We start from the raw sequence: 22,404 nt of genomic DNA on the forward strand, positions 1-22,404 counted from the left end.
ATTTAAGTTGTAGTATGAACAGTGCTGATGTTGCAGGAAAAAAATTAATAGGACCCTCTCTTGATGATTTTTGTCGGAAGATAACGGGTAATGGGATTGCCGGTTATCACGAAATCGGCAGCTAGGTTGCCCATCTCCTCCCAGTCGATGCTGATGGCCGCAATTCCGTTTTCAATCACTTCGTAAAAAGGGTTGTTGTTATAACCGATAATCCCGAACTGTCTGCCCACGGTCAGCTTGTCGGCTTTGCTCCTTTTGATGACCTCTACCACATCGGTCTGCTTGATAATGATGTATAATGTGCCCTCCACAACAGGCGTTTGAGGTGTGAAAGATTCGATGATTTCAAATTCGAAATTGTTGTCCGTACAGAACCGGATAAAATAGTCTTTGCTGCTTTGCGGATGCTTGTGTCGTTTATCGAACAGGAAAACAATTTTTTTGTATTTTTTGAAATCAAGCTTTGCTTGATCCAAGGCATCGTAAAAAGCCCGGTCAAAGTCCTGGCAGACGTACGACAGTCCTTCCTTGTTAAAACTGCCGAAATCGAGCAGCAGTAATTTTTTGGGATTGATTTTTGACAACGACTCTGCCAGCACATCGTTGCTATAATTCATAATCAGGTATTTGTTGTACATGCCGTAAGATTCCCGAACAATGTTGTTGAAAAGGTTCTCGTTGTATTGATGGAACCAGAGGTCGATTTTATGGTTTGAAGGCAGCTTGGATACCAGCGCATTATACAATGCGTCTTTGAACGGTGTGTATTCATCAAGGATGAGCAGCACGTTTTTTACCCGGTAGCTTACGTAGTAGTTTTTCCCGTGGATGGATTCGATGAGCCCACGTGCTCTCAGGTCATTGAAGGCTTTGAAAACGGTATCGCGGGATATGTTGTGCTGTCGGCTTAACGTGTTGATCGAGGATAGTTTATCTCCGGGCTTCAATTCGTTCATCGATATAGCCCTCTGGATATAGTCGGCTAATTGCTTTACTTTCGTATTCTTGTTGTTGAATTCCAATTCCATGATAAACTAGTGTGCTGTTCTGTTCTGATCACAAAGGTATTTTTTATTTATTGATTTTCGCTTTAAGCCCATATGTTTTATAACATAAATAGTTAATCACCTGTTTTCAAACGAAAGATTCAGCTGCAATAAAAAAACCGGCAAGGCTCTTCACAGAGTCTTACCGGCCATGGAAAATCAAAAAGTCATATAAGAAATAGAACTAATTAAGTTATGGTTATTTAATAGTATTCGTTCGATGCAACAACCGGTATGGGTGTTTCAGCGATTTTGTTTTGCAACGCAGCCTGGTTGTACCTGTAAACCACGTTGAATATTTTTTCTCCATCCTCGTCTTTCGCTTTTACCGTTAGTTGAACGGAATCGGTGTCCGCTCGTTGGAGCGGTTTCAGATCGAAACAGATAAACCCCTCGAAAAACTTCGGGCTTGAGCTGCCGTAAGCATTGTGCCGGAACTCCAGTTCAAGGGTGTCGGGGGCTTTGTCCGGATGCAATGAATCAATCACCAGGTTGATGGCGTGAGGCCTGACTCCTCCGTAATTGAACATAAAATCGATATTCAGGTAGTCGTTTCCTACCCATGCTTCGTTTATTTTTACCGGATCATGCCCTATGCTGTCGGCGTTTTGCGACGTTTGTTCGATGACCTTTTTAGTAAGAATATTCCAGATGTCGTTTACTTTCACGTAATGATCATATCCGCCCTGTTCATCCGATAAGGTGGTGTAATTCACAAATACCCTCTGGTAGTTCCCCACTGGCAGGTAGTGTACATCCGTTGCAGCCGGCCAGAGTTGCTTGCCGTTGTCGAGCATTAGCATGTATCCGTTCTCTCCCATGGGAATGACCGTAGCAATGTCAATATGAAATTCGCCCAGCGAATGTTCGTCTTTCTTGTTGCACGATGCAACTGTAAGTAAAACGATAAAAAAAACAAATCCCCACGCGGTATCTTTCATATATTTCTTTGCTTCTATATACTTAGATGCAAAAAAGAAAAAAACGCTGCATGAAAACCTTGGATTTTTTTGTTTTTAACTCTATTTAACTTTTGGATAGAGTTTCTCAATAAGATCGGTGCGATTGAGCCGTTTCAACTCTGCGATTAATTTCTTCCGGTTGTTCTTGTCGTACCAGAAAAAAAATTGTCGTTGACTTTCTTTTTGTGAAGGGGATTTTGCGGTGTAAACCTTTTCGAGCGAATAAGGGTGGTAGCCTGTGTAATAGATCTCTGTAGCCAGTGTCATGGGCGAGGGTGTGAAGTCCTGTATTTGCTCCAGTTTGAAATTCAGGTTTTTAGTAATAGCGGCAAGTTCTGCCATATCTTCTTCTGTGCAACCCGGGTGTGAGGAAATGAAATAAGGGATCAATTGCTGATTCAGGTTCTGCTTGTTGTTTTCAGCATCGAAAATCTTTTTGAATTGATAAAACAGGCCGAACGAAGGCTTACGCATCACGTTGAGCGTCCGGTCTGCCGTATGTTCGGGAGCGACTTTGAGCCTGCCGGATACGTGGTTCACAATCAACTCTTTTGTGTATTCTTCGGCGGCTTTGTTGGCACTTTCGTCTTTTCCCCTATGCAGCAGCATGTCGTAACGGATTCCGCTTCCGATAAACGATTTTTTCACCATCGGCAGGTTGTCCACAGAGCGATAGATGTCGAGCAGTGGAGCGTGATTGGTATTGAGATTTGGGCAAATACCGGGATGGATGCACGACGGGCGTCTGCACTTTTCACAAACCGACAGGTCTTTGCCCTGCATCTTGTACATGTTTGCCGACGGCCCTCCCAAATCGCTTATGTATCCTTTGAATCCGGGCATTTCGGTGATTTTCCGGACTTCCCGGAGAATCGATTCTTTTGATCGCGACGCGATAAACTTTCCCTGGTGTGCCGAGATGGTACAAAAAGCACATCCTCCAAAACAACCCCGGTGCAGGTTTACTGAAAACTTGATCATTTCGTAAGCCGCAATATGTTTGTTTTTGTACTTGGGATGAGGCAAGCGGGTGTATGGTAAATCAAAAGATGCATCAATTTCCTCTTCCGTCATCGGGGGAAAAGGTGGATTCACAACCAGCGTCTTATTGTCCACATCCTGTAAGATACGCGATGCGTGCAACGCGTTGGACTGCTCTTCCACAATACGAAAGTTTTTCGCCTGTTTCAGCTTGTCTTCCAGGCATTCTTCATGAGAGAACAACTGGATCTCGTCTTTAAATGAATTTTCAGGAACATTGTCTTTTCCCGCAAGGAAAGCTGTCTGAGGCACATGCCGCATTTCGGCAATCGTTTTTCCGTTTTGCATTTCCCGGACCACGCGGGTAATCGGCAGTTCGCCCATGCCGTAAACCAGCAAGTCGGCGTTGGTGCCTGCCAGTATCGTTTTATGCAGAGAATCACTCCAGTAATCGTAATGCGAAACCCGGCGGAGGGAAGCTTCCACACCTCCGATAATCAGCGGAATGTCGGGATAGAGTTCTTTCAGGATGTTGGAATAGATCGTTACGGCCCGGTCGGGGCGCATATCCGACCTCCCGTCGGGTGTGTAGGCATCCTGCGATCGTAAGCGTTTATTGGCGGTGTATCGGTTGATCATCGAGTCCATAACACCGGCGGTTACGGCAAAAAACATTCGAGGAAGCCCCAGTTTTTTAAAATCCCGCAAATCGTCCCTCCAGTTTGGTTGAGGAACAATGGCTACGCGCAACCCCAGCCTTTCCAGCAGTCGTCCAATCACCGCAGTCCCAAACGAAGGATGATCGATGTAGGCATCTCCCGAAAAGAGGATCACGTCCGCCTGGTCCCACCCGAGAAGATCCATCTCTTTTTTGGTTGTAGGGAGGAAGCGGGGCAAAGGATAGGGTTGGCTTTCCATCCGTTAAAAGAGTTTATGTTTCCTATGTCTCTCTTCTCCCATCTTCTCGCTCAGTACGATCGCCCTGTCCACCGCCAGGTGGATATTTGAACAGATGTTCTCTTCTCCGATAATATCCGGTATTTTGGAGTTTTCGACTTTTGCCCTGACATTGTCATTCACTCCCGAAAGAATAACCTGAATTTTTTCTCTCCGGGAGTTTTTGCAGAGATTTTGGAGGTTGTTCAGCCCCGTAGCATCGATAAACGGCACCTTGCGCATCCGGATAATCCGGATCTGTGCCCTTTCTCCAATTTCGCGCATAACATCGTCAAACTTATTGGCTACCCCAAAGAAAAAAGGCCCGTCAATTTCATACACTTCCACGCCTTTAGGCAGGTGCAAGACTTCGTCCTGCAAGTTCCCGGAATGAGACTCAATCTCTTTTGAGATGTCAATCTTTCCGGTTGTTACCGACACTTGAGTGCTTTCGTTCATACGCTTCAAAAACAAGAAGATGGCAAGCAATAGCCCTACTTCAATGGCGATGGTCAGGTCGAATATTACCGTTAGAATAAACGTCGTCAGTAAAACGGCCAGCGTTCCTCCAGACTGTTTGACAAGTGAGCGGAACGTGCGCCATTCGCTCATGTTGTATGCCACCACAACCAGCACTCCGGCAAGGCAGGCCATAGGTATATGTTTGGTAAGATCACCCAAAAACAATAGAATCAGCAACAGAACCACTGCATGTATAACCCCTGCCACCGGAGAACGCCCACCGTTGTTGATGTTGGTCATTGTCCGGGCAATGGCGCCGGTAGCCGGGATCCCGCCAAAGAACGGAGTCACGATGTTGGCTACTCCCTGTGCAACCAGTTCCATGTTCGAGTTATGCCGTTTACCGATCACGCCATCTGCAACGGTTGCAGACAATAGGGATTCAATAGCCCCCAGTATGGCAATGGTAAAGGCTGAAGGAAACAGCATGCGGATGCTTTCGAGATTGAACCCGATAGGATTTGCCTGGGGCAGTTGACTGTTTATCTGAAACCTGTCTCCGATGGTTTCAATTCCGGTAATTCCAAAATAGTGCTTCATCACGAACACGATAACAGTCATCAAAACAATCGCTATCAGCGATCCGGGTATTTTCCTGGAAATTTTTGGAGTGAGAAAGATGATGGTCACACTCAACACGCCAATGCCTGTCGCCCACCAATTGATGGTTCCCAAATGTTGAAAATATACTTCCCATTTGGTAAAGAAATCGGAAGGGACCTTGGCTATGCTCAATCCAAACAAGTCTTTTATCTGCGTGGAGAAAATAGTAAGGGCAATACCACTGGTGAATCCAACGACAATGGGGTAGGGAATAAACTTGATGACAGTCCCGAGCTTGAGAACACCCATTAAAACCAGCATGGCTCCGGCAATAACAGTAGCTATTGCCAGCCCGGTCACGCCAAACTGTTCCACAATTCCGTAAACAATAACAATAAATGCACCTGTCGGGCCACCAATTTGTACATGGCTTCCGCCGAGGAACGAAATAATAAATCCGGCAATGATGGCCGTTACGATACCTTTTTCCGGTGTAACACCGGAGGAGATTCCAAAAGCAATGGCCAGCGGCAATGCCACAATTCCTACGATAAGGCCTGCCATTAAATCGGAAATAAATTTCTCCTTGTTGTAGTTTTTTAACGATAAGAAAAGGATGGGTTTAAATTCTTTCAGGAAGTTTCTTTGCATCTGCATATTCAATAATTGGCTGCAAAATTAACCATTTAAAGAATAAAAATGAAATTGTACGTGTAAAATTTAGAAAGCACCCTGTTCCACAAGCACGCAGGCGCGTTCCGTTAAGCGATCTTCGGCATAGGGGTTGTACCTCTTTTTGAGGCTGTTGCCGAACATGCTTGCAAACGCATTGTAGAAAAAAGCCTTGGCACTTCCCATGTAGGCGTCAATAATGTGGTACGACGATGAGTTGGTCTCCCGATCAACCAGCTTCATCAAAAGTTGTCCTTGTGAACGGGTCAATTTTTTCATTTTGGGGGTATAGGCTTCCATCAGGTACTTTTCCATCTGGTTCAGGTGCCTCTGTCGTGCCTTATCATCGGGCAGGGTTTCCATATACTCGTATGTTTCGGTAATGATCATGGCAATCTCTTTGGCATAGGGAAGGGTTTTCTTTACGTCGCGGATCAGTTTTGTATATTGTAACTGTTCCCTGTTGCTGCCGAAACGTAAGGGTGAATACTTGATGAAATCGTGTAAGCTCATGCAGGCAACCGTGTCGCCGTCAATCACCACTGCCGGATACACATTGGGCAACAGGTAGAGGGTCGTCCTTTGTTTTGCCGGAGAAGCGTTGTCGGCAAAGAAATCCTGCGCCTTGGCCTGGAAGGCAAGGGGCACGGTCAGGAGCAGCCATATTTGAACAAATCTTATCATAAATCCGGGACAAAAATAACATTATTGTTTTATTCGAGTACTTAAAATCACGTTAAGTGTAGTTAATTAACAATCCTGTTTATAGATTGTTAAGTAAATAATTTGGAAAAAACAGCTTAACCAGGGCCTTCTCGGGCAAAAAAGAGATCGCTTTTTACTCGATTTCCTTCAATTTGAATTACCTTTGAAGAACTAAAATCAGAAATTATGGCTTATTATCACTTGGGAGAGCTGGTTCACCATCAGGCGCAAAAGTACAAAAACAGAACCTCGTTGAAGTTTTTATTATCAGATGGGCGATGGACACAAATGTCGTGGGAGGAGTTTTCGGAAAAAATAATGAAAACCGCTCAGGCCATGGCAGAACTACAGATCAAACCCGAAGATAATGTGGGGGTTTATTCCCAGAATATGGCAAAATACCTTATTACCGACTTTGCCGCCTACGCCAACCGCGCGGTTATGGCGCCCATGTATGCCACCTCATCGCCATCGCAGGTAGAATACATCGTAAACGATGCTCGGCTAAAAGTGATTTTTGTAGGTGAACAGTTCCAATACAACAACGCATATAAAGTACAGCAGGAAAGTCCGGTCCTGAAAAAGATCATTGTCTTTGACAGGAATGTGGTGCTTAAACCCGAAGATAAAACGTCCATCTATTTTGATGATTTTATCACTACCGGAGATAATTCCGAATCGTTGGCGCTTGTTAATGCCCGGTTGCGTCAACTTAAAGGTTCCGATCTGGCAACCATCATTTATACGTCGGGAACAACCGGGGAGCCCAAAGGAGTTATGCTCACCCATGATAATTATATCCAGGCGTTCAAGATCCACGATGCGCGGCTAACCCAGTGCTCGGAGAAAGATGTCTCGATGTGTTTTCTGCCGCTGACGCATATCTTTGAAAAAGCGTGGACCTATTATTGCCTCCACAAGGGAATACTTGTTGCCGTAAACAGGGATCCTACCCAAATTCAGCAAACCCTTAGGCAGATACGTCCCACTCTGATGAGCAACGTTCCCCGCTTTTGGGAAAAAGTGTACGATGGCATTCAGCAAAAGATCGAAACTTCAAGCGGTGCTTTGAAATGGTTGTTTGAAGATAGTGTCAGGACGGGTAGAAAGCACAATCTCGTATATAAAAATCAGGGGAAAAGGGCACCGTTCGGTGTTGCGCTCAAATTCTTCCTCTATAAACTAACTATCTTTTACCTGATCAAGAAGGTGGTGGGTATCGACCGGGGAAACTTTTTCCCCGTGGCAGGAGCTCCTCTATCGGATAAGATTAACGAGTTCATGCAATCGATCGATGTGCATCTGATATACGGCTACGGCCTCTCCGAGACGACCGCGACGGTTAGTTGTTTTCTGGAAAAAGGGTTCACAATTGGAACTGTTGGCAAGGTCATGCCCGAGGTGGAGGTGAAGATCGGGACAAACGACGAGATCCTGGTGAAAGGCAAGACGGTGATGAAGGGGTATTACAAAAAACCCGTTGAGACGGCCGCGGTATTCACGGAAGACGGTTTTTTCAGGACCGGTGATGCGGGAAGGCTGACCGGGAACAACGAGATTATCCTGACCGAAAGAATAAAAGACCTTTACAAAACCTCAAACGGGAAATATATTGCTCCACAGATGATTGAGACCCGGATGACCGAGGATAAGTTTATCGATCAGATTGCCGTAATTGGCGACGAACGAAAATTTGTAAGCGCGTTGATTGTTCCGGACTTCGGACATCTGAAACAATACGCCCTCGAGCATCAGATTCCCTGCGGGTCAAACGAAGAACTGGTGGAAAATAAAGAGATTCACGATTATATGTTTGGCCGGATCGAACTACTACAGGCTCAGTTCACCTCCTATGAAAAAATCAAAAAAATAACGTTGCTGCCCCATCCTTTTACGATGGAATCGGGCGAACTGACCAATACGTTAAAGCTGAGAAGAAAAATTGTACTCCAGCGTTATGCCGCTGAGATTGAGAAAATGTACGCAGAATAGCTTTTAGGCGGGAAAATCATTATCTTTGCACCGTTTTTTAAAAGTGAAAAAATGGAATATAATTTTGGGGAAATAGAAAAACGGTGGCAGCAGTATTGGGCCGACCGTGAGGTATACCGGGTAACAGAAGATACAACCAAACCCAAGTTTTATGTGCTGGATATGTTCCCGTACCCCTCGGGAGCCGGGTTGCACGTGGGGCATCCGCTAGGTTATATCGCTTCCGATATTTATTCGAGGTATAAACGGCTGCAGGGATTCAACGTGCTTCACCCTATGGGCTACGACGCATATGGCCTTCCTGCGGAACAATATGCTATCCAAACCGGCCAGCATCCGGCCATCACTACCAAAAACAACATTGCCCGCTACCGCGAGCAGTTGGACAAAATAGGATTTTCTTACGATTGGAGCCGCGAGGTGCAAACCTGCGATCCTGAATATTATAAATGGACGCAATGGGCATTTGTAAAAATGTTCCGTTCCTACTACTGCAACCAGGCACAACAAGCAAGGCCGGTGGATGAACTGATCGAGGTCTTTTCACAACAAGGCACTACCGGGTTGGACCTGGCTTGTACAGAGCCGATGAGCTTCACCGCTGATGAGTGGAATGCCAAAACCGAAAAAGAGCAACAGGAAATCCTGATGAATTACCGCATCGCCTACCTGGGCGATACCCTGGTAAACTGGTGCCCGCAGTTGGGAACGGTGCTGGCCAATGATGAAGTGAGCGAAGGGCTGTCTATCCGCGGAGGATATCCGGTTGAGCAGAAGAAGATGCGTCAGTGGTGTCTGCGTGTATCCGCCTACGCGCAACGGTTACTGGACGGGCTCGATGATGTGGATTGGACAGACTCGTTGAAAGAAACACAGCGGAACTGGATTGGGCGTTCTGTTGGAGCAGTCATGAAATTTAAAACACCCGGCGGTATCTCCTTCGATATTTTTACCACCCGGGCCGATACTATTTTCGGTGTCACCTTCATGGTGCTTGCACCGGAAAGTGAACTGGTTGAACAACTCACCACCCCCGAACAGCGCAACGCTGTAGATGCATACATACTGAAAACAAAAAAACGCACGGAGCGGGAGCGCATTGCCGACAAATCGGTCAGCGGTGTTTTTTCCGGATCCTATGCATTACATCCGTTTACCGGAGATCTTTTACCAATCTGGATTTCGGATTACGTGTTGGCCGGTTACGGAACCGGAGCGATTATGGCTGTTCCCGCTCACGACAGCCGCGACTACGCTTTCGCCAAACATTTTAACTTGTCCATTGTTCCCTTGATCGAGGGCTGCGATATATCGGAAGAGAGTTTCGATGCCAAGGAAGGTATCCTGATGAATTCCGGTTTTTTAAACGGGCTTCCGGTAAAAGAGGCGATTGTTAAAGCCATTGAGGAGGTGGAAGAGCGCAACCTGGGTTTCCGGAAAGTGAACTTCCGGTTGAGGGATGCCATTTTCTCGCGTCAACGTTATTGGGGCGAACCGTTCCCCGTTTATTACAAAGACGGGATGCCCTACACGCTGGATGAGGGCGAACTCCCGCTCGAACTGCCCGAAGTGGATAAATACCTCCCTACAGAATCGGGAGAACCCCCGCTTGGCCGTGCCAGGAACTGGCAGACAAGGGAGGGGTATCCGTTGGAGTTGAGTACGATGCCCGGATTTGCAGGCTCATCGGCCTACTACTTGCGGTACATGGATCCGCGAAACGGCCAGGCATTGGTGTCGACAGAGGCTAACAACTATTGGAGAAGCGTAGACCTCTATATCGGTGGGACGGAACATGCGACGGGACACTTGATTTATAGCCGGTTCTGGAATAAATTCCTGTTCGACCTGGGCGTCTCTTGCGAGCAGGAGCCGTTCCGGAAACTCGTTAATCAGGGTATGATCCAGGGACGAAGCAATTTTGTGTACCGGATTAAGGAGACCAACACATTTGTCTCGCTGAACCTTAAAGATCAGTACGATGTCACGCCCATACACGTGGATGTAAACATTGTTCATAACGATGTTCTGGACGTGGAGGCTTTTCGCAACTGGAACCCCGAGTATAAGAACGCTGAATTTATTTTGGAAGACGGGAAGTACATTTGCGGGTGGGCCGTCGAAAAGATGTCGAAATCGATGTTTAACGTGGTGAATCCCGATGTGATTGTGGAAAACTACGGCGCAGATACGCTTCGGTTGTACGAGATGTTCCTGGGGCCTCTGGAGCTTTCCAAACCGTGGGATACGAACGGCATCGACGGTGTACACCGTTTTTTGCGCAGGCTTTGGAACTTGTTTCACACCAACGGGGAGTTTTTGGTTTCTGACGAAGACCCAACAAAAGAGGAATTGAAATCGTTGCATAAACTCATCAAGAAAGTGTCGTTTGATATTGAGAATTTCTCGTTCAACACATCCGTGTCGGCGTTTATGATTTGCGTCAACGAACTGTCTCAGCTAAAATGCAATAAAAAAGCCATCCTCAGCGATTTATTGGTCTGCCTGGCTCCTTTCGCTCCGCACATTGCCGAAGAGTTGTGGCACAAGTTGGGAAATGAACAGACCATTTGCGACGCAAAATTTCCCGAACTTAACGAAGAATATTTAAAGGAGAACGTGTTCTCTTACGCCATCTCATTTAACGGAAAGTCACGCTTTGTGCTGGAATTTCCGGCCGATGTATCCAACGCTGAAATTGAAAAAACGGTGCTGGAACATCCTTATTCACAGAAATGGCTGGACGGAAAATCACCGAGAAAAGTGATCATTGTGCCGCGGAAAATTGTAAATATCGTTGTCTGACGCTTATAGCCATTTATAAATTCAGGACTAAAACATTGAATGTCAATGAACCTTCCTGCAAAAAAATACCTTAAAGCATTTGAATGGCGCGATTACCTGTTGGTCGTAATCGGGCTGGTTCTCTACGCCATCGGACTGGCCGGTTTCCTGATTCCCAACAAGATCGTTACCGGTGGACTGGCTGGTGTCTCTTTGCTCATCAACTACTCAACCGGCGTCCCCGTGTGGTTTTCCATTCTGGTTATCAATTGTATCTTGTTGATCATCGCGTGGTTTATATTGGGGCGTGGTTTTGTGTTTAAAACACTTTTCGGCGCATTCGGGCTGACCTTCATTATCGGTATCGCTGAGAAATACCTGACACATTCGCTACTCCCCAGCGCAGATCCACTCATGGCGAGTATCATAGGCGCAATCTGCTGCGGTGCCGGGCTTGGACTGGTCTATTCGATGAACAGTACAACGGGCGGTACGGATATCGTGGGCGCCATTATCACCAAATACCGTTATATCAGTATGGGCCGCGGATTGATGTATGTGGACGTGGTGATCATTCTCAGCTCGTGGTTCCTGTTTCAGAGCCTCGAGAAAATTATCTACGGGCTTATCATCATTGCCGTCCTTTACTACGTGGTGGATATGGTTATCAGTGGAGCAAGGCAGTCGGTGCAGTTCCTGATCTTCTCTTCAAAATACGAGGAAATTGCTTCGCACATCAACGCCGAGCTCCACAGGGGATGCACCGTTATCGACGGAACGGGATGGTATTCGAAACAGCCGCAAAAAGTACTCGTCGTCTTGGCCCGGAAAACGGAATCGACACCTATTTTCCGATTGGTAAAACGTATCGATAAAGATGCTTTTATCTCGCAAAGCAATGTGGTCGGGGTATACGGAAAAGGGTTCGATCAGATCAAATGATTTCCACGGGATACTCTCATTAAAACACATTGTAAAAATCGGGCTTGATACAAATCCCTACGCGCAGTTGCACATCTTTCCGTTTGTATTCGAGCAGGCTATCGCCGGTTCCGCTGTATAGTTCACCGAAAATATATTGATTGAACTTCTCTGAGATTTTGTAGCCGGCGGTGAATTTCAGGTTTATGGCTTTTACGCTCTTCCGGAGGCTATAGGTGCCCGAGAGCCACCATTGGTTGTCCGAGGTTTTGTAGTCTGCAGTGAAATATCCTGTTCCCCTGTAATCGTATAAATCGCTGTTGTCTTCTCCCGTCATGAAAGGGACTGTTATTTTGAAACTGGCCGCGAGGTTGGAGGTGAAAAAATATTTCCCGGAGAGGCCTATCCAGTTGATGCTTCTCGACTCAAGACTGTCACGGCCGTTGGACTCATGTTCCAACTGCAGAAATATTGCTCCCGTAAGACGGTTGTCAACGATGATGTACCTTCCCAGTCCGATCCCCGGGTTGTAATTACTGTCTTTGAATGGGGCAGACTCCCGGTAGATATCCCAAAATGATTTTTGTGTGTAAGTAAGGTAGAGAAAAGAGTTGAAGGGCAACCTGCTTGAAGTAAGCCTGTGCCTGACGCTAAGTTGAAATTTGGCGTCGGCACTCTCCCTGTCGATACTTCGGTTTAAAGGGATGCCGGTGATAAAATAATTGTCCTTATAGATGGAAAAGGGAGGCAATTCGTCCATATAGCTGATGATTTCATCTTCTGTCATGGCCAGATCCTGCCTGTCTTGCGTAAGGCTCTTAATCGGCCATGTTGTCGAATCGGTACGGCTTGCTTCTAACTGAGCATTTATTTCAGGAATAAATAAAAACAATGCCAGCGTGGCGGATAACAAATTTTTCGTTACCATCATGATTTAAATTGATCAAACATTCACGCCCATTCCAAAAAAAAGTTCATTTAAGCTGTGCTTCACACTGGAAAAATACGTATACAAGGTGTTCCTGTTGAAACTCCGGGCCCTAAGCACTACATGAACCCTTTTGTTCAGGCTGTATTTCATGGTTAATCCCAGTAAATTCAGCATGGTGCTGCTTTTATCGCCTTGTACGTTGAGGAAATCAATTTCATTTATTGTCAACTGTTTCAGTACTTCGTAGTCATCCACACCTTTCCACGAGAAAAGAAAATAATCCTCAGAGAATAAAGAGATCGTCAGCCTCTGTTTAAACTGTAAGGAACTGCTCAATTTCAGGCTAAAGCCACTCCCGAAATTATAATCCCTGTCTTCGAGCTTAAAATGATCTGAGGTGCTTGCTCCCAGGATAATCCCGCTTAAATGAACCGCGAATTGTACTGTGCTTTTGTCCTTTTTCTTCTGAACGATTATTCCCGGGCCAATTGCCGCTGCTTCGGAGATATAAACCGGTGCCGTATTATTGTTTGTTCTCCCGTTTAGGTCGTAGTAGTTGAAATGTTGGAACAAACCTGCGGTTACCCGTGTCCCGTTGTTGTGAAGCAGTTCCTTGTTGAGCATAAGCCCGAGGGTATTGGCTTGCGACAGGTGGAGGTAGTTGTTACCTGCACGGATTTCTCCCGTCAGCCGGAACCAGTCATACGGGTTTCCGGCAACAGTTTCAAACAGCTCGCCGTAGAGCAGCTCAATCCCCAGAACAGATCTCCACATGCTCGGGTTACTGCCGGCAGTGCCTGTCACCGTTTCTCCGAAATACAGTTTCAGCCAGTAAGAAGGCACGTGGAGAAGGTTCCCTCTAGATTGTCCTGTTCTCCACGCCTCACCCGTGGTCAGCCGGGTGATGAGCCGGGTAGGGGCCAGGATGCCGGCAAGAAGCTCCCTGCCCACACGCTCCAGCCCCGTTGTCCGATTATCCAATACCAGATCGGAGAACCGGAACAGGGTCTCTCCCAGGGCCGTTCCGCCGATCGTTGTAGCCCACAGGTCGTTTTGAGAGGGCGGTTTTGTCTCCATCAGGTATTCCCACATCAGGCTGCCGGCCATACTGACAACGGAAGATTGATAAAACCCCAACCCGTTCGTCCGTGCACTGTTGAAATACATTGACCCGTGGTAGGGATGTCCGATAAAGTTTGTGGAGAACCTGTTTGTATCCCATACAGGCCATGTCTTTAAATTGGTCCGCATCGACCTTAAATTGATCTGGGCGTATTCATCCTTTAGGATGATCCGGTTAAACCCTCTCATCACCATGTTCAAACCTACGTTGATAGAGACAGACTTGCCCCTGTTTTTCTCGGCAACGCTGTCTGTCCTGCCCTGCCCGTAAAGTGGTAGGACCAGCAACACGCAATATGTCAGTATCGATCTATACACCCACGTTATCCTCTCTTTTTATAACTGAATACTGCCCATCCATTCAATACTACGGCTATTGCTCCCAATGCCAGCAGGTTCCCGGAGACATCAGCCAGGCTGCTGCCGTTCAGGTAAAGCATTCGGAAGGCTGTCGTCAGGTAGTTGAAAGGGTTGATGGCCGCGATTGCCTGAGCCCATGCGGGCATGCTTGAGACCGGGGTGAACATGCCTCCCAGCAGGACCAGGATCAGGATAAAGAACATCACCAGGAAACTGGCCTGTTGCATGGTCTCCGAATAGTTGGAAATGATGATTCCCAGGCCCGACACGGAGAGGATGAAGACAATGGCCGAAATAAGCACTGCCACCACACCCCCGCCGGGCCATAAGCCGTAGATCAGGAACGACAGGGTAATGGAGATAATCATCACAACAAGGCCGACGGCCCAATAAGGTATGAGCTTGGCAAGGATGAAGTTCATCTTGCTTATCGGCGTCACGTTGATCTGGTTAATGGTGCCGTTCTCTTTTTCTATTACAATATTGAGTGCCGGCAAAATGCCACACAGAATCGTAAGCAGCAGCACCATAAAGCCCGGAATCATAAATTTTTTGTAATCCAGTGCAGGGTTGTACTTGTACTGCGGGACAATATTCATCTTTTTCAGGCGCATGAGGGACACCCGTGATTGGGGCGGCAGTGTCTGCGTTAATTCCCCACGCAGCTCCGACGAAAAATCGTTCACGATTTGCATGACATAATTGCTGCCCAACAGCCCTTGAGTCCCGTTTACCGAGTTCACAGCAACCCCTACGCCCGACTCTCTTCTTTTCACCAGATCCACATCAAACGAAGCGGGTATCTCCAGGATCATATCGGTTTCGTCGTTTTCCATATTCAGCATCGCCGCATTGTAATCGGGTGGGGTGTCGTGCAAAATAAAGTACTGTGAAGCAGCTATTTTGTCGGTTAGTCTTTTGGAATAGACGCTTTTGCTGTGATCAACCACATCCACGCGGATGTTTTTTATCTCAAAACTTACTGCCCACGGGAAAACCAGCAACACCATGATGGGAAACAACACGATAAGCCTTGGAATCAATGGATTCCTGAACATCTGTTTAAATTCTTTTTCTATGAGGAATTTTAATGTCTTCATTCGGATTCTATTTTTTACTCCAGCCTCTTTTTAGTCTTCATAATGGTAACTCCCAGCAGGAACAGCGTCATTCCCGCTAATACGAGCATTTCTTTCCAGGCTATGGTCATTCCCAGTCCCTGGATCATCACTTTTCTCACGGCTTCAATAAACCAACGTGCTGGTACTATGGCCGACAGTGCCTGCAATGCCCCGGGCATGTTATCTACCGGGAAGATCATCCCTGATAGCATAAGCACGGGAATCATGGCGGTGATAGCCGAGAAGATGACCGCATTGACCTGTTTGTCTACCAGTGTGGAAACGGTCAATCCATATGACAAAGTTAGGGTTATGTAGAGGATAGCAACGAAAAACAGCAACAGGAGGCTGCCGTTGACAGGCACGTCCAGCACAAAATAGCTCAGAAGCAGAATAATGACAAAGTCGATAAAAGAGATCACCATATAGGGAATGGTCTTTGCGAAGATCATGGTTCCCTGTTTCAACGGAGATGCGAGGAGTACCTCCATGGTCCCTCTCTCTTTTTCACGGACGATTGACACCGAGGTCATGATGGTGCAAATGATCATCAGTACCAACCCCATGATGCCCGGTACAAACATATAGGATGATTTCATCAGCGGATTGTAGATCATCCGATTCTCAGTCTGGATCTGAAACGGTATCTGTATCAAGTCGGTTTGTTCCCGTTGAAATCCCGCTATGATAGCCGTGGCATAGGTTGCCGCGATGGAGCCCCGGTTTGGGTCGGAACTGTTGGAAAGCAGTTGTACGTCAGCTTCTCCCGAGTGCACCAACTCCTTCTGGAAGTTTTGCTGAAAGACCACTGCCAGATCGAGCTCACCTTTCCGCATCGACTCTTCCATTTCATCCATGGTTTGAACGCTTCCCCGATAATTGAAGTAGGAGTTCTGCCGTATCCGTTCCGCGATGCCCGTGGTGAAAGCATCGGGAGTGGGGTCGTAGACGGCCACACGAATGTTCTGTACCTCCATGTTTACGGCAAAGCCGAACAACAGAACTTCCACTACAGGCATCCCCAGGATTATCAGCAAGGTCCTGTTGTCCCGGATGATATGCCGGAACTCTTTTTTTACAAATGCTATAAATTGTTTCATTAGTCCCCCCTCTTTGCTTTACGTGCCAATTGTCGAAATACCTCATCCATGGAGTCGGCGCTGAACCTGCGGCGTAACTCGGCCGGTGTGTCCAAGGCGTCGATACGGCCATCCACCATGATCGATACCCTGTTGCAGTATTCAGCTTCGTCCATGTAGTGCGTGGTTACAAAAACGGTGATCCCCCGGTCGGCCGCATCGTAGATCATCTCCCAGAACTGCCGACGCATGGCCGGGTCAACTCCGCCCGTAGGTTCATCCAGAAAGACAATCCTGGGCTCATGAAAGATGGCCACGGAAAAAGCCAGTTTTTGTTTCCATCCCAACGGGAGGTATTTCACCAGGGTGTTGCGCTCCTGTTCAAAATCCAATTGCTTCAACAACTCGTTCGTCTTTTCCGCAATTGTTTTATCAGATAACCCGTAGATACCCCCGAACAGGCGGATATTCTCCCAAACTTTCAGGTCTTCGTACAGGGAGAATTTCTGGCTCATGTATCCTATATTCCGTTTAATCCGTTCATTTTCTTTAATGATATCATAACCAGCTACGGTTCCTTCTCCTGCCGTCGGCATGCTGATACCGCAAAGCATTTGCATGGCAGTGGTTTTACCCGCGCCGTTGGCACCCAGAAAACCAAAAATCTCACCTTCCTTCACATCAAAAGAGATGCGGTCCACGGCCGTGAAATTGCCAAACTTTTTTGTCAGGTTGAATACCTCGATAACTTTTTTGCTCATGTCCTAACTTGTCAATGCCATAAAACAATCCTCCACAGTGGGCGCTATGGGAGCGATACGTACGTCGTTGAATTTTTTGTTCGCCAGGTATCGCTTCAACTCTTCCGTCTGCAGGCTTTTTTCTACGGTGATGTGAATCTTGTCGCCAAACGCGAAACTGCTCTTTACCTTATCATGAGCGCGCAGCTCACCGAGCAGTGCCGACATGCCGGTTCCTTCCACTGCCCAGAGTATCTCCGGATAATCATCAATGATTCCTTGTGGGGTGTCGTTTGCAATAAATTCCCCTTCACGGATCAGCGCTATCCTGTCGCAACGGCTCGCTTCATCCATATATGCTGTCGACACCAGAATGGTGATCCCCTGCTCCTTCAGCCGACCCAGCATATCCCAGAACTCCTTTCTTGAGACCGGGTCTACCCCTGTGGTAGGCTCGTCCAGGATCAGGATCTCCGGTTTATGGATCAGTGCGCAGCTAAGGGCCAGCTTCTGTTTCATTCCGCCCGAGAGCGCTCCGGCACGCCGTTTTTTAAAGGGCTCGATTTGTTGGTAAATATCTTTGATCAGGTGGTAGTTCTCTTCTACGGTTGTATTGAAGAGCGTGGCGAAAAATACCAGGTTCTCCTCCACGCTCAGATCCTGATAGAGTGAGAACCGGCCCGGCATGTAACCGATAATCTGTCGTATCTTCCGGTAATCCTTCACCACGTCGTGCCCATTCATTATTGCCGAACCGCTATCGGGCAGGATCAGTGATGCCAGGATCCGGAAGAGTGATGATTTGCCGGCTCCGTCCGGGCCGATTACACCGAATATCTCCCCGTCATCTACTGTGAAAGAGATGCTGTTCAGGGCATTCACCTTACCCTGCCTGCCGTAACTTTTATGTAAATCCTTTACTTCAATCATTTTTGTTGCAAATTAAAGCTTAACCTCTCCATACATGCCGATCTTCAGGAAACCATCGTTCGGGACGGCAATTTTCAGCGCATACACTAAGTTAGCCCGTTCATTCTTGGTCTGAATGGTCTTGGGAGTAAACTCCGATTTATCGGATATCCAGTTGATCCGGCCCTTGTATGACTTCATTCCGCCGTGCCCGTCGTCAACCCGTACCGTCACCTCACCGTTCAGTTTGATTTGTGCCAGCTGATCATTTGTCACGTAGGCCCTCAGGAATAGGATTCCGGTATCGGCAATTTTGAATAGGGGAGTACCTATGGTAGCCAGCTCACCTGCCTCTGCATATCTGTTGAGTACGGTCCCCGAAATAGGGCTGACGATACGGGTCTTGTCCAGTTGATCTTCCAGTTGTGCGACCTGAATATCGAGCGTGGAGCTTTGTGCGGAAATATTATCACTGCTTTTTTGTAATGTGGATGTCAGCGCCGATAGCTGCCTCCTCACAACCTCCAATTGGGAGTCAATGTCGTCCAGCTGTTTCTGATTGGCGGCATTGGCGGTAACCAATCTCCCTAACCGTGCTTTTTCCCGCTCCAATGATTTGATTTGCTCCTGTAAAGCTGCCGTCTGCGCTTTTATATCGGGCTGCTGGGCACGGACACCTTTCGCGTTGGAGAGCAAGGACATTTTTTGCAGATAGAGCTGGGTGCTGTCGATGAGTCCCACTTCTTGCCCTTGTTCCAGCTGATCTCCCTCATTCAGCCCCAGCTCTAAAATGCGTCCATTCGCCTGTGATGAGACGATAATTTCCGTTGCTTCAAACGATCCGGTAGCGTCATAGTCGCCTTTGCCGTTGCTGCATGAAAAGAGCAGGAACAAGGCGGATAATGTTGTTAGTAATCTAAATAGTTTCATCGTTTAATGTTGTTTTATTGAATTTTAGTAGATATCCTCAGATAGCTTATGCGACTAAAACAGAGACCTTTTAGCTATTTTACGGGGTACCCATAGCTCGCGATAAACGTAAAAAAGAGTAGTTGTTTGAGCGAAGCGAGTTTCTACTCTTTTAGTTGACATGAGCGAGAATGGGTCTCAAAATATCGTCAGACGATGATTTAGTCACATATAGACAGCCTCCATTTTATTGATTTATTGTATGTTTCAGTGAATAGATCGACATGAGGTATTGAACTTCATGCAATGTTTTCGCCTGCTTGACCGCCTCTTCCGAATTGACCTCCTTCATCAGGTCGGATACCGTCATGGTGCCGTTTTCCACTTTCACCTCGGCAGCTTCACGGATCAGCGTTTGATGGCGTATGATCTCGTCATCGTCCAGCATGGTCTTTTTATATTTTTCAATCTCCAACTGCTGCTGCGGTATCTGTACTTTCAGATTATACAGGAAAGTCTCCTTTTGCGTGTTTACCGACTGTTTTTGCAGATCGATCTTCTTCTTGTCGTTACCGTATGTATATAGATTGCCAATGTTCCATGAGAGGCGGATCCCTCCCAAAAAGTAGGGGGAAAATTTGGTGTCGAACATGTTGAGTCCCGGTTTTCCGTAACCTCCCTGTGCAAAGGCGGACAACTTTGGCATGTTTTTGGCTTTCAGGAGCGATTTTTGCGATTCAGCGGCCTCCTCCTGTGCGGTGAACATCTTTAACTCGGGACGATTGATGATGGGAGATATCAATTCTACTTCGGGATTTGGTTTTACAAATGTCGTATTCTTTTCGAGCAGTTCTCCGGTGAGCACGGATAACATCCGTATATAAGCATCTAACGTAGATTCCAACTGAATCCGCTGTTGTCCTGCTTTCAGCTGTTCTACCTTTACTGTGCTCAAGTCAACGTCGTTAGCTACGCCGTTTTGCACATAGGTTTGCACGTTATCGTAGTTGCGCTGCAGTTCATTTTCCAGGATCTCATGTTGCTGCAGGTTTCCCTTCATCAGCAGAATGCCGAAATAGAGATTATTTACCCGCTCTCTCAGGGCGTAAACCTCTGTGTCCAACTGCTTCTTTTCTACTTCCGCACCGGCTTTCAGACTTTTTTTCTGTGCTGAGATATTGCCTCCGTCCCATATAAGCTGGTTCAGTTCTGCCACCACGCGGTACTGGTCCTGGTCGGGCACTGGAAAATAGAGGGGCGGTATCCCTTCCGGCATCTCCATATCTATCCAAGTCACATCGGACTGCCAGGTAGCCTGGGCACTCACTGTGCCCTGCGGCAGAAACCCCCGGTTAGCATTCGCGATGCTGAAATCCTTTGTTTTCTCAATGATGTCGTATCGCGCTATGGCCGGGTAATTTGCTTCCGCCATCTTTTGAATCTCACTCAGTGTGATAACCTGTGACGATACAAGCGAACTGTTCAGCCAGATCAATGCTGCAAAAAAGAGGAATATTTTTAATCTCATGTTCTTATTTGTTTATTTGTTTATTGTTGTAATCCGTTTAATCTGTACGCTCCTTCAGAAGCAGCAACAGTGAGCCTGCCAAAGATTCGATGCTCTGTGCCACGTCCGATTCAAAATTGCTTATCTTCCACCTGAACAGTTGATGCCTGAAGGCAGGAATGATAATCTCCACGATCTGCTCCGACGTCAGCGAACGGGTTATAAGGCCTTTTTTCTGGCCTTCGCCTATAATGGTTCGTACATGTTTCGTTAAATTATTCATCAGCTGAAGAATTCTCTCTCCAATCCGGGCACTCTCATTCATCAGCCCTTCAGAAAAGACAGCAACTACATAGAATGGGTTCTCCATAAAATAAGTGGTCAGTTTTCTGAAAAGTGCCGTAAAATCTTTTTCAAAATCTCCCGATGCGGAAGATTCTTTAAAAATCTTGTTCACAGTTTCATTCAAGTATTTCAACAAAGTGATGATGATTTCTTCCTTACTTGAAAAATGCCTGTAAATAGCACTTTCGGAGAAATTCATCTCCAAAGCCAGGTTCTTGATCGTCAGGCCGTTTAAACCCGAAGTTGTGAGGAGTTTCCCAGTTGCCTCGATAATTTCCAGTTGCCTCGGTTTAATGTTCATTGTTACTATCATTGTTCATCCTTTTTTAGTAGTAAAGAATTGTTTTATTCCTGGTTGGCAGAGAATCAGCGTTCAGGGCTTCTCCTTTTTTGCAGCCTCGAGAAATTTTTCCATATGCTCAAAAGATTTTCTGGGAAATGCTTTCTTCATCATTAGAAACGGCACTTTAAATCCCGGCGAAACCGTAGTTTTGATGGTTATTTCCAATTGATTCCCTTCTACCTCCTTAAATGAATAGATCTCTTTTGCATAGGTCAAACGGGCCATGTCCGTCTTTTCAATCAATGTAGGGTCTGCCGTAAGAGTAAACGTGGCCGTTTTATTTTTCCTGTCTTCTTCAAATATCATTCGGTAGGAACCATCCACTGCCGGGGTAAGCAGCATTCCATCGTTGTAATAATAGATGGACCATTCATTTTCTGAGATTTTATTGATGAGTTTACTCGATTTTTCTCCGCGGAAATCTTTATGCTTTGCAATATTTTTCATTAATGCGATACAGTTGTCAATGCCGATACTTTCTGTTGTTGTAGTAATAGTTTTTACTACAGGGACTTTATCGTCGTCTTCATTTATGCGCGACGAAAAATTGTATTTCGCCGTTATTTTGCCATTTTTACTGAGTGCGGTTTTCCACTCGTCGGTTTGGGCAGATAGCTGCGTACCGGATAAAAAGATGCTTAACAGAAATATACTTTGTCGAATTTTGATGTCCATTGCATTTTATTTTACATACGTTCAAAGATACCCTCCGGCTATATTCAGTATTCAACGGTTTTCAGAAAACCGGAGGGGAGAAATACAGCGAATCGAATAGCCTGTCATTTTTTAGCGCCACGGCCGTTTTTACGGCCACCCCAACAACCCTGTCGTGGCTCATGTCAAAAATTACCACGGTTTTTTTGTGCTCAATACGGGTGAGTCTCTCCCCGGAAATAAAGAATGCTTTCCTTTCAATCATATCCCGATTATTTTTCTCCATTTTCAACATTCAAACATAAACTGATGAACAAATA

19 protein-coding genes are annotated in these 22,404 nt (G+C 46.4%); 3 read left to right on the forward strand and 16 right to left on the reverse strand.

All coding sequences use genetic code 11. The annotated features are described in order from the left end of the window. Positions 1–44 precede the first annotated feature (44 nt). The 5 genes from KCV26_06910 to KCV26_06930 all read right to left on the reverse strand — a co-directional run bounded on the left by KCV26_06910 (position 45) and on the right by KCV26_06930 (position 6,346). A complete protein-coding gene (locus KCV26_06910; protein WZX38093.1) occupies positions 45–1,028 on the reverse strand; it encodes a GntR family transcriptional regulator in 984 nt (327 codons plus the stop codon). 221 nt (positions 1,029–1,249) lie between these two features. Then, positions 1,250–1,987 carry a NigD-like N-terminal domain-containing protein gene (locus tag KCV26_06915; GenBank protein WZX38094.1) on the reverse strand — a complete coding sequence of 246 codons (738 nt, stop codon included), beginning with the start codon at positions 1,985–1,987 and terminating at the stop codon, positions 1,250–1,252. 81 nt (positions 1,988–2,068) lie between these two features. After that, positions 2,069–3,907, reverse strand: coding sequence for a YgiQ family radical SAM protein (locus KCV26_06920; protein ID WZX38095.1), 1,839 nt, complete (start codon positions 3,905–3,907; stop codon positions 2,069–2,071). Positions 3,908–3,910: 3 nt separating this feature from the next. Further along, positions 3,911–5,641: a sulfate permease gene (gene sulP / locus KCV26_06925; GenBank protein WZX38096.1), complete on the reverse strand. Its 1,731-nt coding sequence runs from the start codon at positions 5,639–5,641 to the stop codon at positions 3,911–3,913. Between the two features lie 69 nt (positions 5,642–5,710). Further along, on the reverse strand, positions 5,711–6,346 hold the full coding sequence (locus KCV26_06930; protein WZX38097.1) for a DUF4294 domain-containing protein: 636 nt from the start codon (positions 6,344–6,346) through the stop codon (positions 5,711–5,713). 207 nt (positions 6,347–6,553) lie between these two features. Between KCV26_06930 and KCV26_06935 the strand changes: the two genes are divergently transcribed. From KCV26_06935 to KCV26_06945, 3 genes are read left to right on the forward strand one after another with little or no spacing between them, the layout of a single operon-like run. Then, positions 6,554–8,359: a long-chain fatty acid--CoA ligase gene (locus KCV26_06935; protein ID WZX38098.1), complete on the forward strand. Its 1,806-nt coding sequence runs from the start codon at positions 6,554–6,556 to the stop codon at positions 8,357–8,359. 51 nt (positions 8,360–8,410) lie between these two features. Next, entirely contained in the window at positions 8,411–11,164 is a 2,754-nt protein-coding gene (locus KCV26_06940; GenBank protein WZX38099.1) for a leucine--tRNA ligase, read from the forward strand. Positions 11,165–11,209: 45 nt separating this feature from the next. After that, positions 11,210–12,085, forward strand: coding sequence for a YitT family protein (locus KCV26_06945; protein WZX38100.1), 876 nt, complete (start codon positions 11,210–11,212; stop codon positions 12,083–12,085). Between the two features lie 19 nt (positions 12,086–12,104). Here the strand turns inward: KCV26_06945 and KCV26_06950 are convergent, their stop codons facing one another. The 11 genes from KCV26_06950 to KCV26_07000 all read right to left on the reverse strand — a co-directional run bounded on the left by KCV26_06950 (position 12,105) and on the right by KCV26_07000 (position 22,349). Continuing rightward, on the reverse strand, positions 12,105–12,995 hold the full coding sequence (locus KCV26_06950; protein WZX38101.1) for a phospholipase A: 891 nt from the start codon (positions 12,993–12,995) through the stop codon (positions 12,105–12,107). Between the two features lie 12 nt (positions 12,996–13,007). Next, the gene (locus KCV26_06955) at positions 13,008–14,435 is read right to left on the reverse strand and encodes a DUF3943 domain-containing protein (protein WZX38102.1); all 1,428 of its coding nucleotides are present in this window, start codon (positions 14,433–14,435) and stop codon (positions 13,008–13,010) included. A 5-nt stretch (positions 14,436–14,440) separates the two neighbouring features. Beyond that, entirely contained in the window at positions 14,441–15,577 is a 1,137-nt protein-coding gene (locus tag KCV26_06960) for an ABC transporter permease (GenBank protein WZX38103.1), read from the reverse strand. 14 nt (positions 15,578–15,591) lie between these two features. Further along, positions 15,592–16,698: an ABC transporter permease gene (locus KCV26_06965; protein ID WZX38104.1), complete on the reverse strand. Its 1,107-nt coding sequence runs from the start codon at positions 16,696–16,698 to the stop codon at positions 15,592–15,594. Further along, positions 16,698–17,438 (reverse strand): ABC transporter ATP-binding protein, encoded by a 741-nt coding sequence (locus KCV26_06970; protein ID WZX38105.1) that lies wholly within the window; start codon positions 17,436–17,438, stop codon positions 16,698–16,700. Before KCV26_06970 ends, KCV26_06965 begins: the two co-directional genes overlap by 1 nt. Positions 17,439–17,441: 3 nt before the next feature. Next, the gene (locus KCV26_06975) at positions 17,442–18,347 is read right to left on the reverse strand and encodes an ABC transporter ATP-binding protein (protein WZX38106.1); all 906 of its coding nucleotides are present in this window, start codon (positions 18,345–18,347) and stop codon (positions 17,442–17,444) included. Between the two features lie 12 nt (positions 18,348–18,359). Then, positions 18,360–19,256, reverse strand: a complete 897-nt coding sequence (locus tag KCV26_06980) for an efflux RND transporter periplasmic adaptor subunit (GenBank protein WZX38107.1) — start codon at positions 19,254–19,256, stop codon at positions 18,360–18,362. 226 nt (positions 19,257–19,482) lie between these two features. Next, complete coding sequence (locus KCV26_06985; GenBank protein WZX38108.1) at positions 19,483–20,763, reverse strand: TolC family protein; 1,281 nt, start codon at positions 20,761–20,763, stop codon at positions 19,483–19,485. Positions 20,764–20,800: 37 nt separating this feature from the next. Next, a complete protein-coding gene (locus KCV26_06990) occupies positions 20,801–21,388 on the reverse strand; it encodes a TetR/AcrR family transcriptional regulator (GenBank protein ID WZX38109.1) in 588 nt (195 codons plus the stop codon). A gap of 72 nt (positions 21,389–21,460) precedes the next feature. Next, positions 21,461–22,105, reverse strand: coding sequence for a hypothetical protein (locus tag KCV26_06995; protein ID WZX38110.1), 645 nt, complete (start codon positions 22,103–22,105; stop codon positions 21,461–21,463). Between the two features lie 61 nt (positions 22,106–22,166). Then, positions 22,167–22,349, reverse strand: coding sequence for a hypothetical protein (locus KCV26_07000; GenBank protein WZX38111.1), 183 nt, complete (start codon positions 22,347–22,349; stop codon positions 22,167–22,169). Positions 22,350–22,404: the final 55 nt, after the last annotated feature.

Origin of the sequence: Petrimonas sulfuriphila (assembly GCA_038561985.1) — a bacterium.
Taxonomy (GTDB): domain Bacteria; phylum Bacteroidota; class Bacteroidia; order Bacteroidales; family Dysgonomonadaceae; genus Petrimonas; species Petrimonas sulfuriphila.

Bases quoted from the DNA above. Each gene is read 5' to 3' on its own strand.
- KCV26_06910 (WZX38093.1), bottom strand. From the start codon at position 1,028: ATGGAATTGGAATTCAACAACAAGAATACGAAAGTAAAGCAATTAGCC.
- KCV26_06915 (WZX38094.1), bottom strand. From the start codon at position 1,987: ATGAAAGATACCGCGTGGGGATTTGTTTTTTTTATCGTTTTACTTACA.
- KCV26_06920 (WZX38095.1), bottom strand. From the start codon at position 3,907: ATGGAAAGCCAACCCTATCCTTTGCCCCGCTTCCTCCCTACAACCAAA.
- sulP (WZX38096.1), bottom strand. From the start codon at position 5,641: ATGCAAAGAAACTTCCTGAAAGAATTTAAACCCATCCTTTTCTTATCG.
- KCV26_06930 (WZX38097.1), bottom strand. From the start codon at position 6,346: ATGATAAGATTTGTTCAAATATGGCTGCTCCTGACCGTGCCCCTTGCC.
- KCV26_06935 (WZX38098.1), top strand. From the start codon at position 6,554: ATGGCTTATTATCACTTGGGAGAGCTGGTTCACCATCAGGCGCAAAAG.
- KCV26_06940 (WZX38099.1), top strand. From the start codon at position 8,411: ATGGAATATAATTTTGGGGAAATAGAAAAACGGTGGCAGCAGTATTGG.
- KCV26_06945 (WZX38100.1), top strand. From the start codon at position 11,210: ATGAACCTTCCTGCAAAAAAATACCTTAAAGCATTTGAATGGCGCGAT.
- KCV26_06950 (WZX38101.1), bottom strand. From the start codon at position 12,995: ATGATGGTAACGAAAAATTTGTTATCCGCCACGCTGGCATTGTTTTTA.
- KCV26_06960 (WZX38103.1), bottom strand. From the start codon at position 15,577: ATGAAGACATTAAAATTCCTCATAGAAAAAGAATTTAAACAGATGTTC.
- KCV26_06965 (WZX38104.1), bottom strand. From the start codon at position 16,698: ATGAAACAATTTATAGCATTTGTAAAAAAAGAGTTCCGGCATATCATC.
- KCV26_06970 (WZX38105.1), bottom strand. From the start codon at position 17,438: ATGAGCAAAAAAGTTATCGAGGTATTCAACCTGACAAAAAAGTTTGGC.
- KCV26_06975 (WZX38106.1), bottom strand. From the start codon at position 18,347: ATGATTGAAGTAAAGGATTTACATAAAAGTTACGGCAGGCAGGGTAAG.
- KCV26_06980 (WZX38107.1), bottom strand. From the start codon at position 19,256: ATGAAACTATTTAGATTACTAACAACATTATCCGCCTTGTTCCTGCTC.
- KCV26_06985 (WZX38108.1), bottom strand. From the start codon at position 20,763: ATGAGATTAAAAATATTCCTCTTTTTTGCAGCATTGATCTGGCTGAAC.
- KCV26_06990 (WZX38109.1), bottom strand. From the start codon at position 21,388: ATGAACATTAAACCGAGGCAACTGGAAATTATCGAGGCAACTGGGAAA.
- KCV26_06995 (WZX38110.1), bottom strand. From the start codon at position 22,105: ATGGACATCAAAATTCGACAAAGTATATTTCTGTTAAGCATCTTTTTA.
- KCV26_07000 (WZX38111.1), bottom strand. From the start codon at position 22,349: ATGATTGAAAGGAAAGCATTCTTTATTTCCGGGGAGAGACTCACCCGT.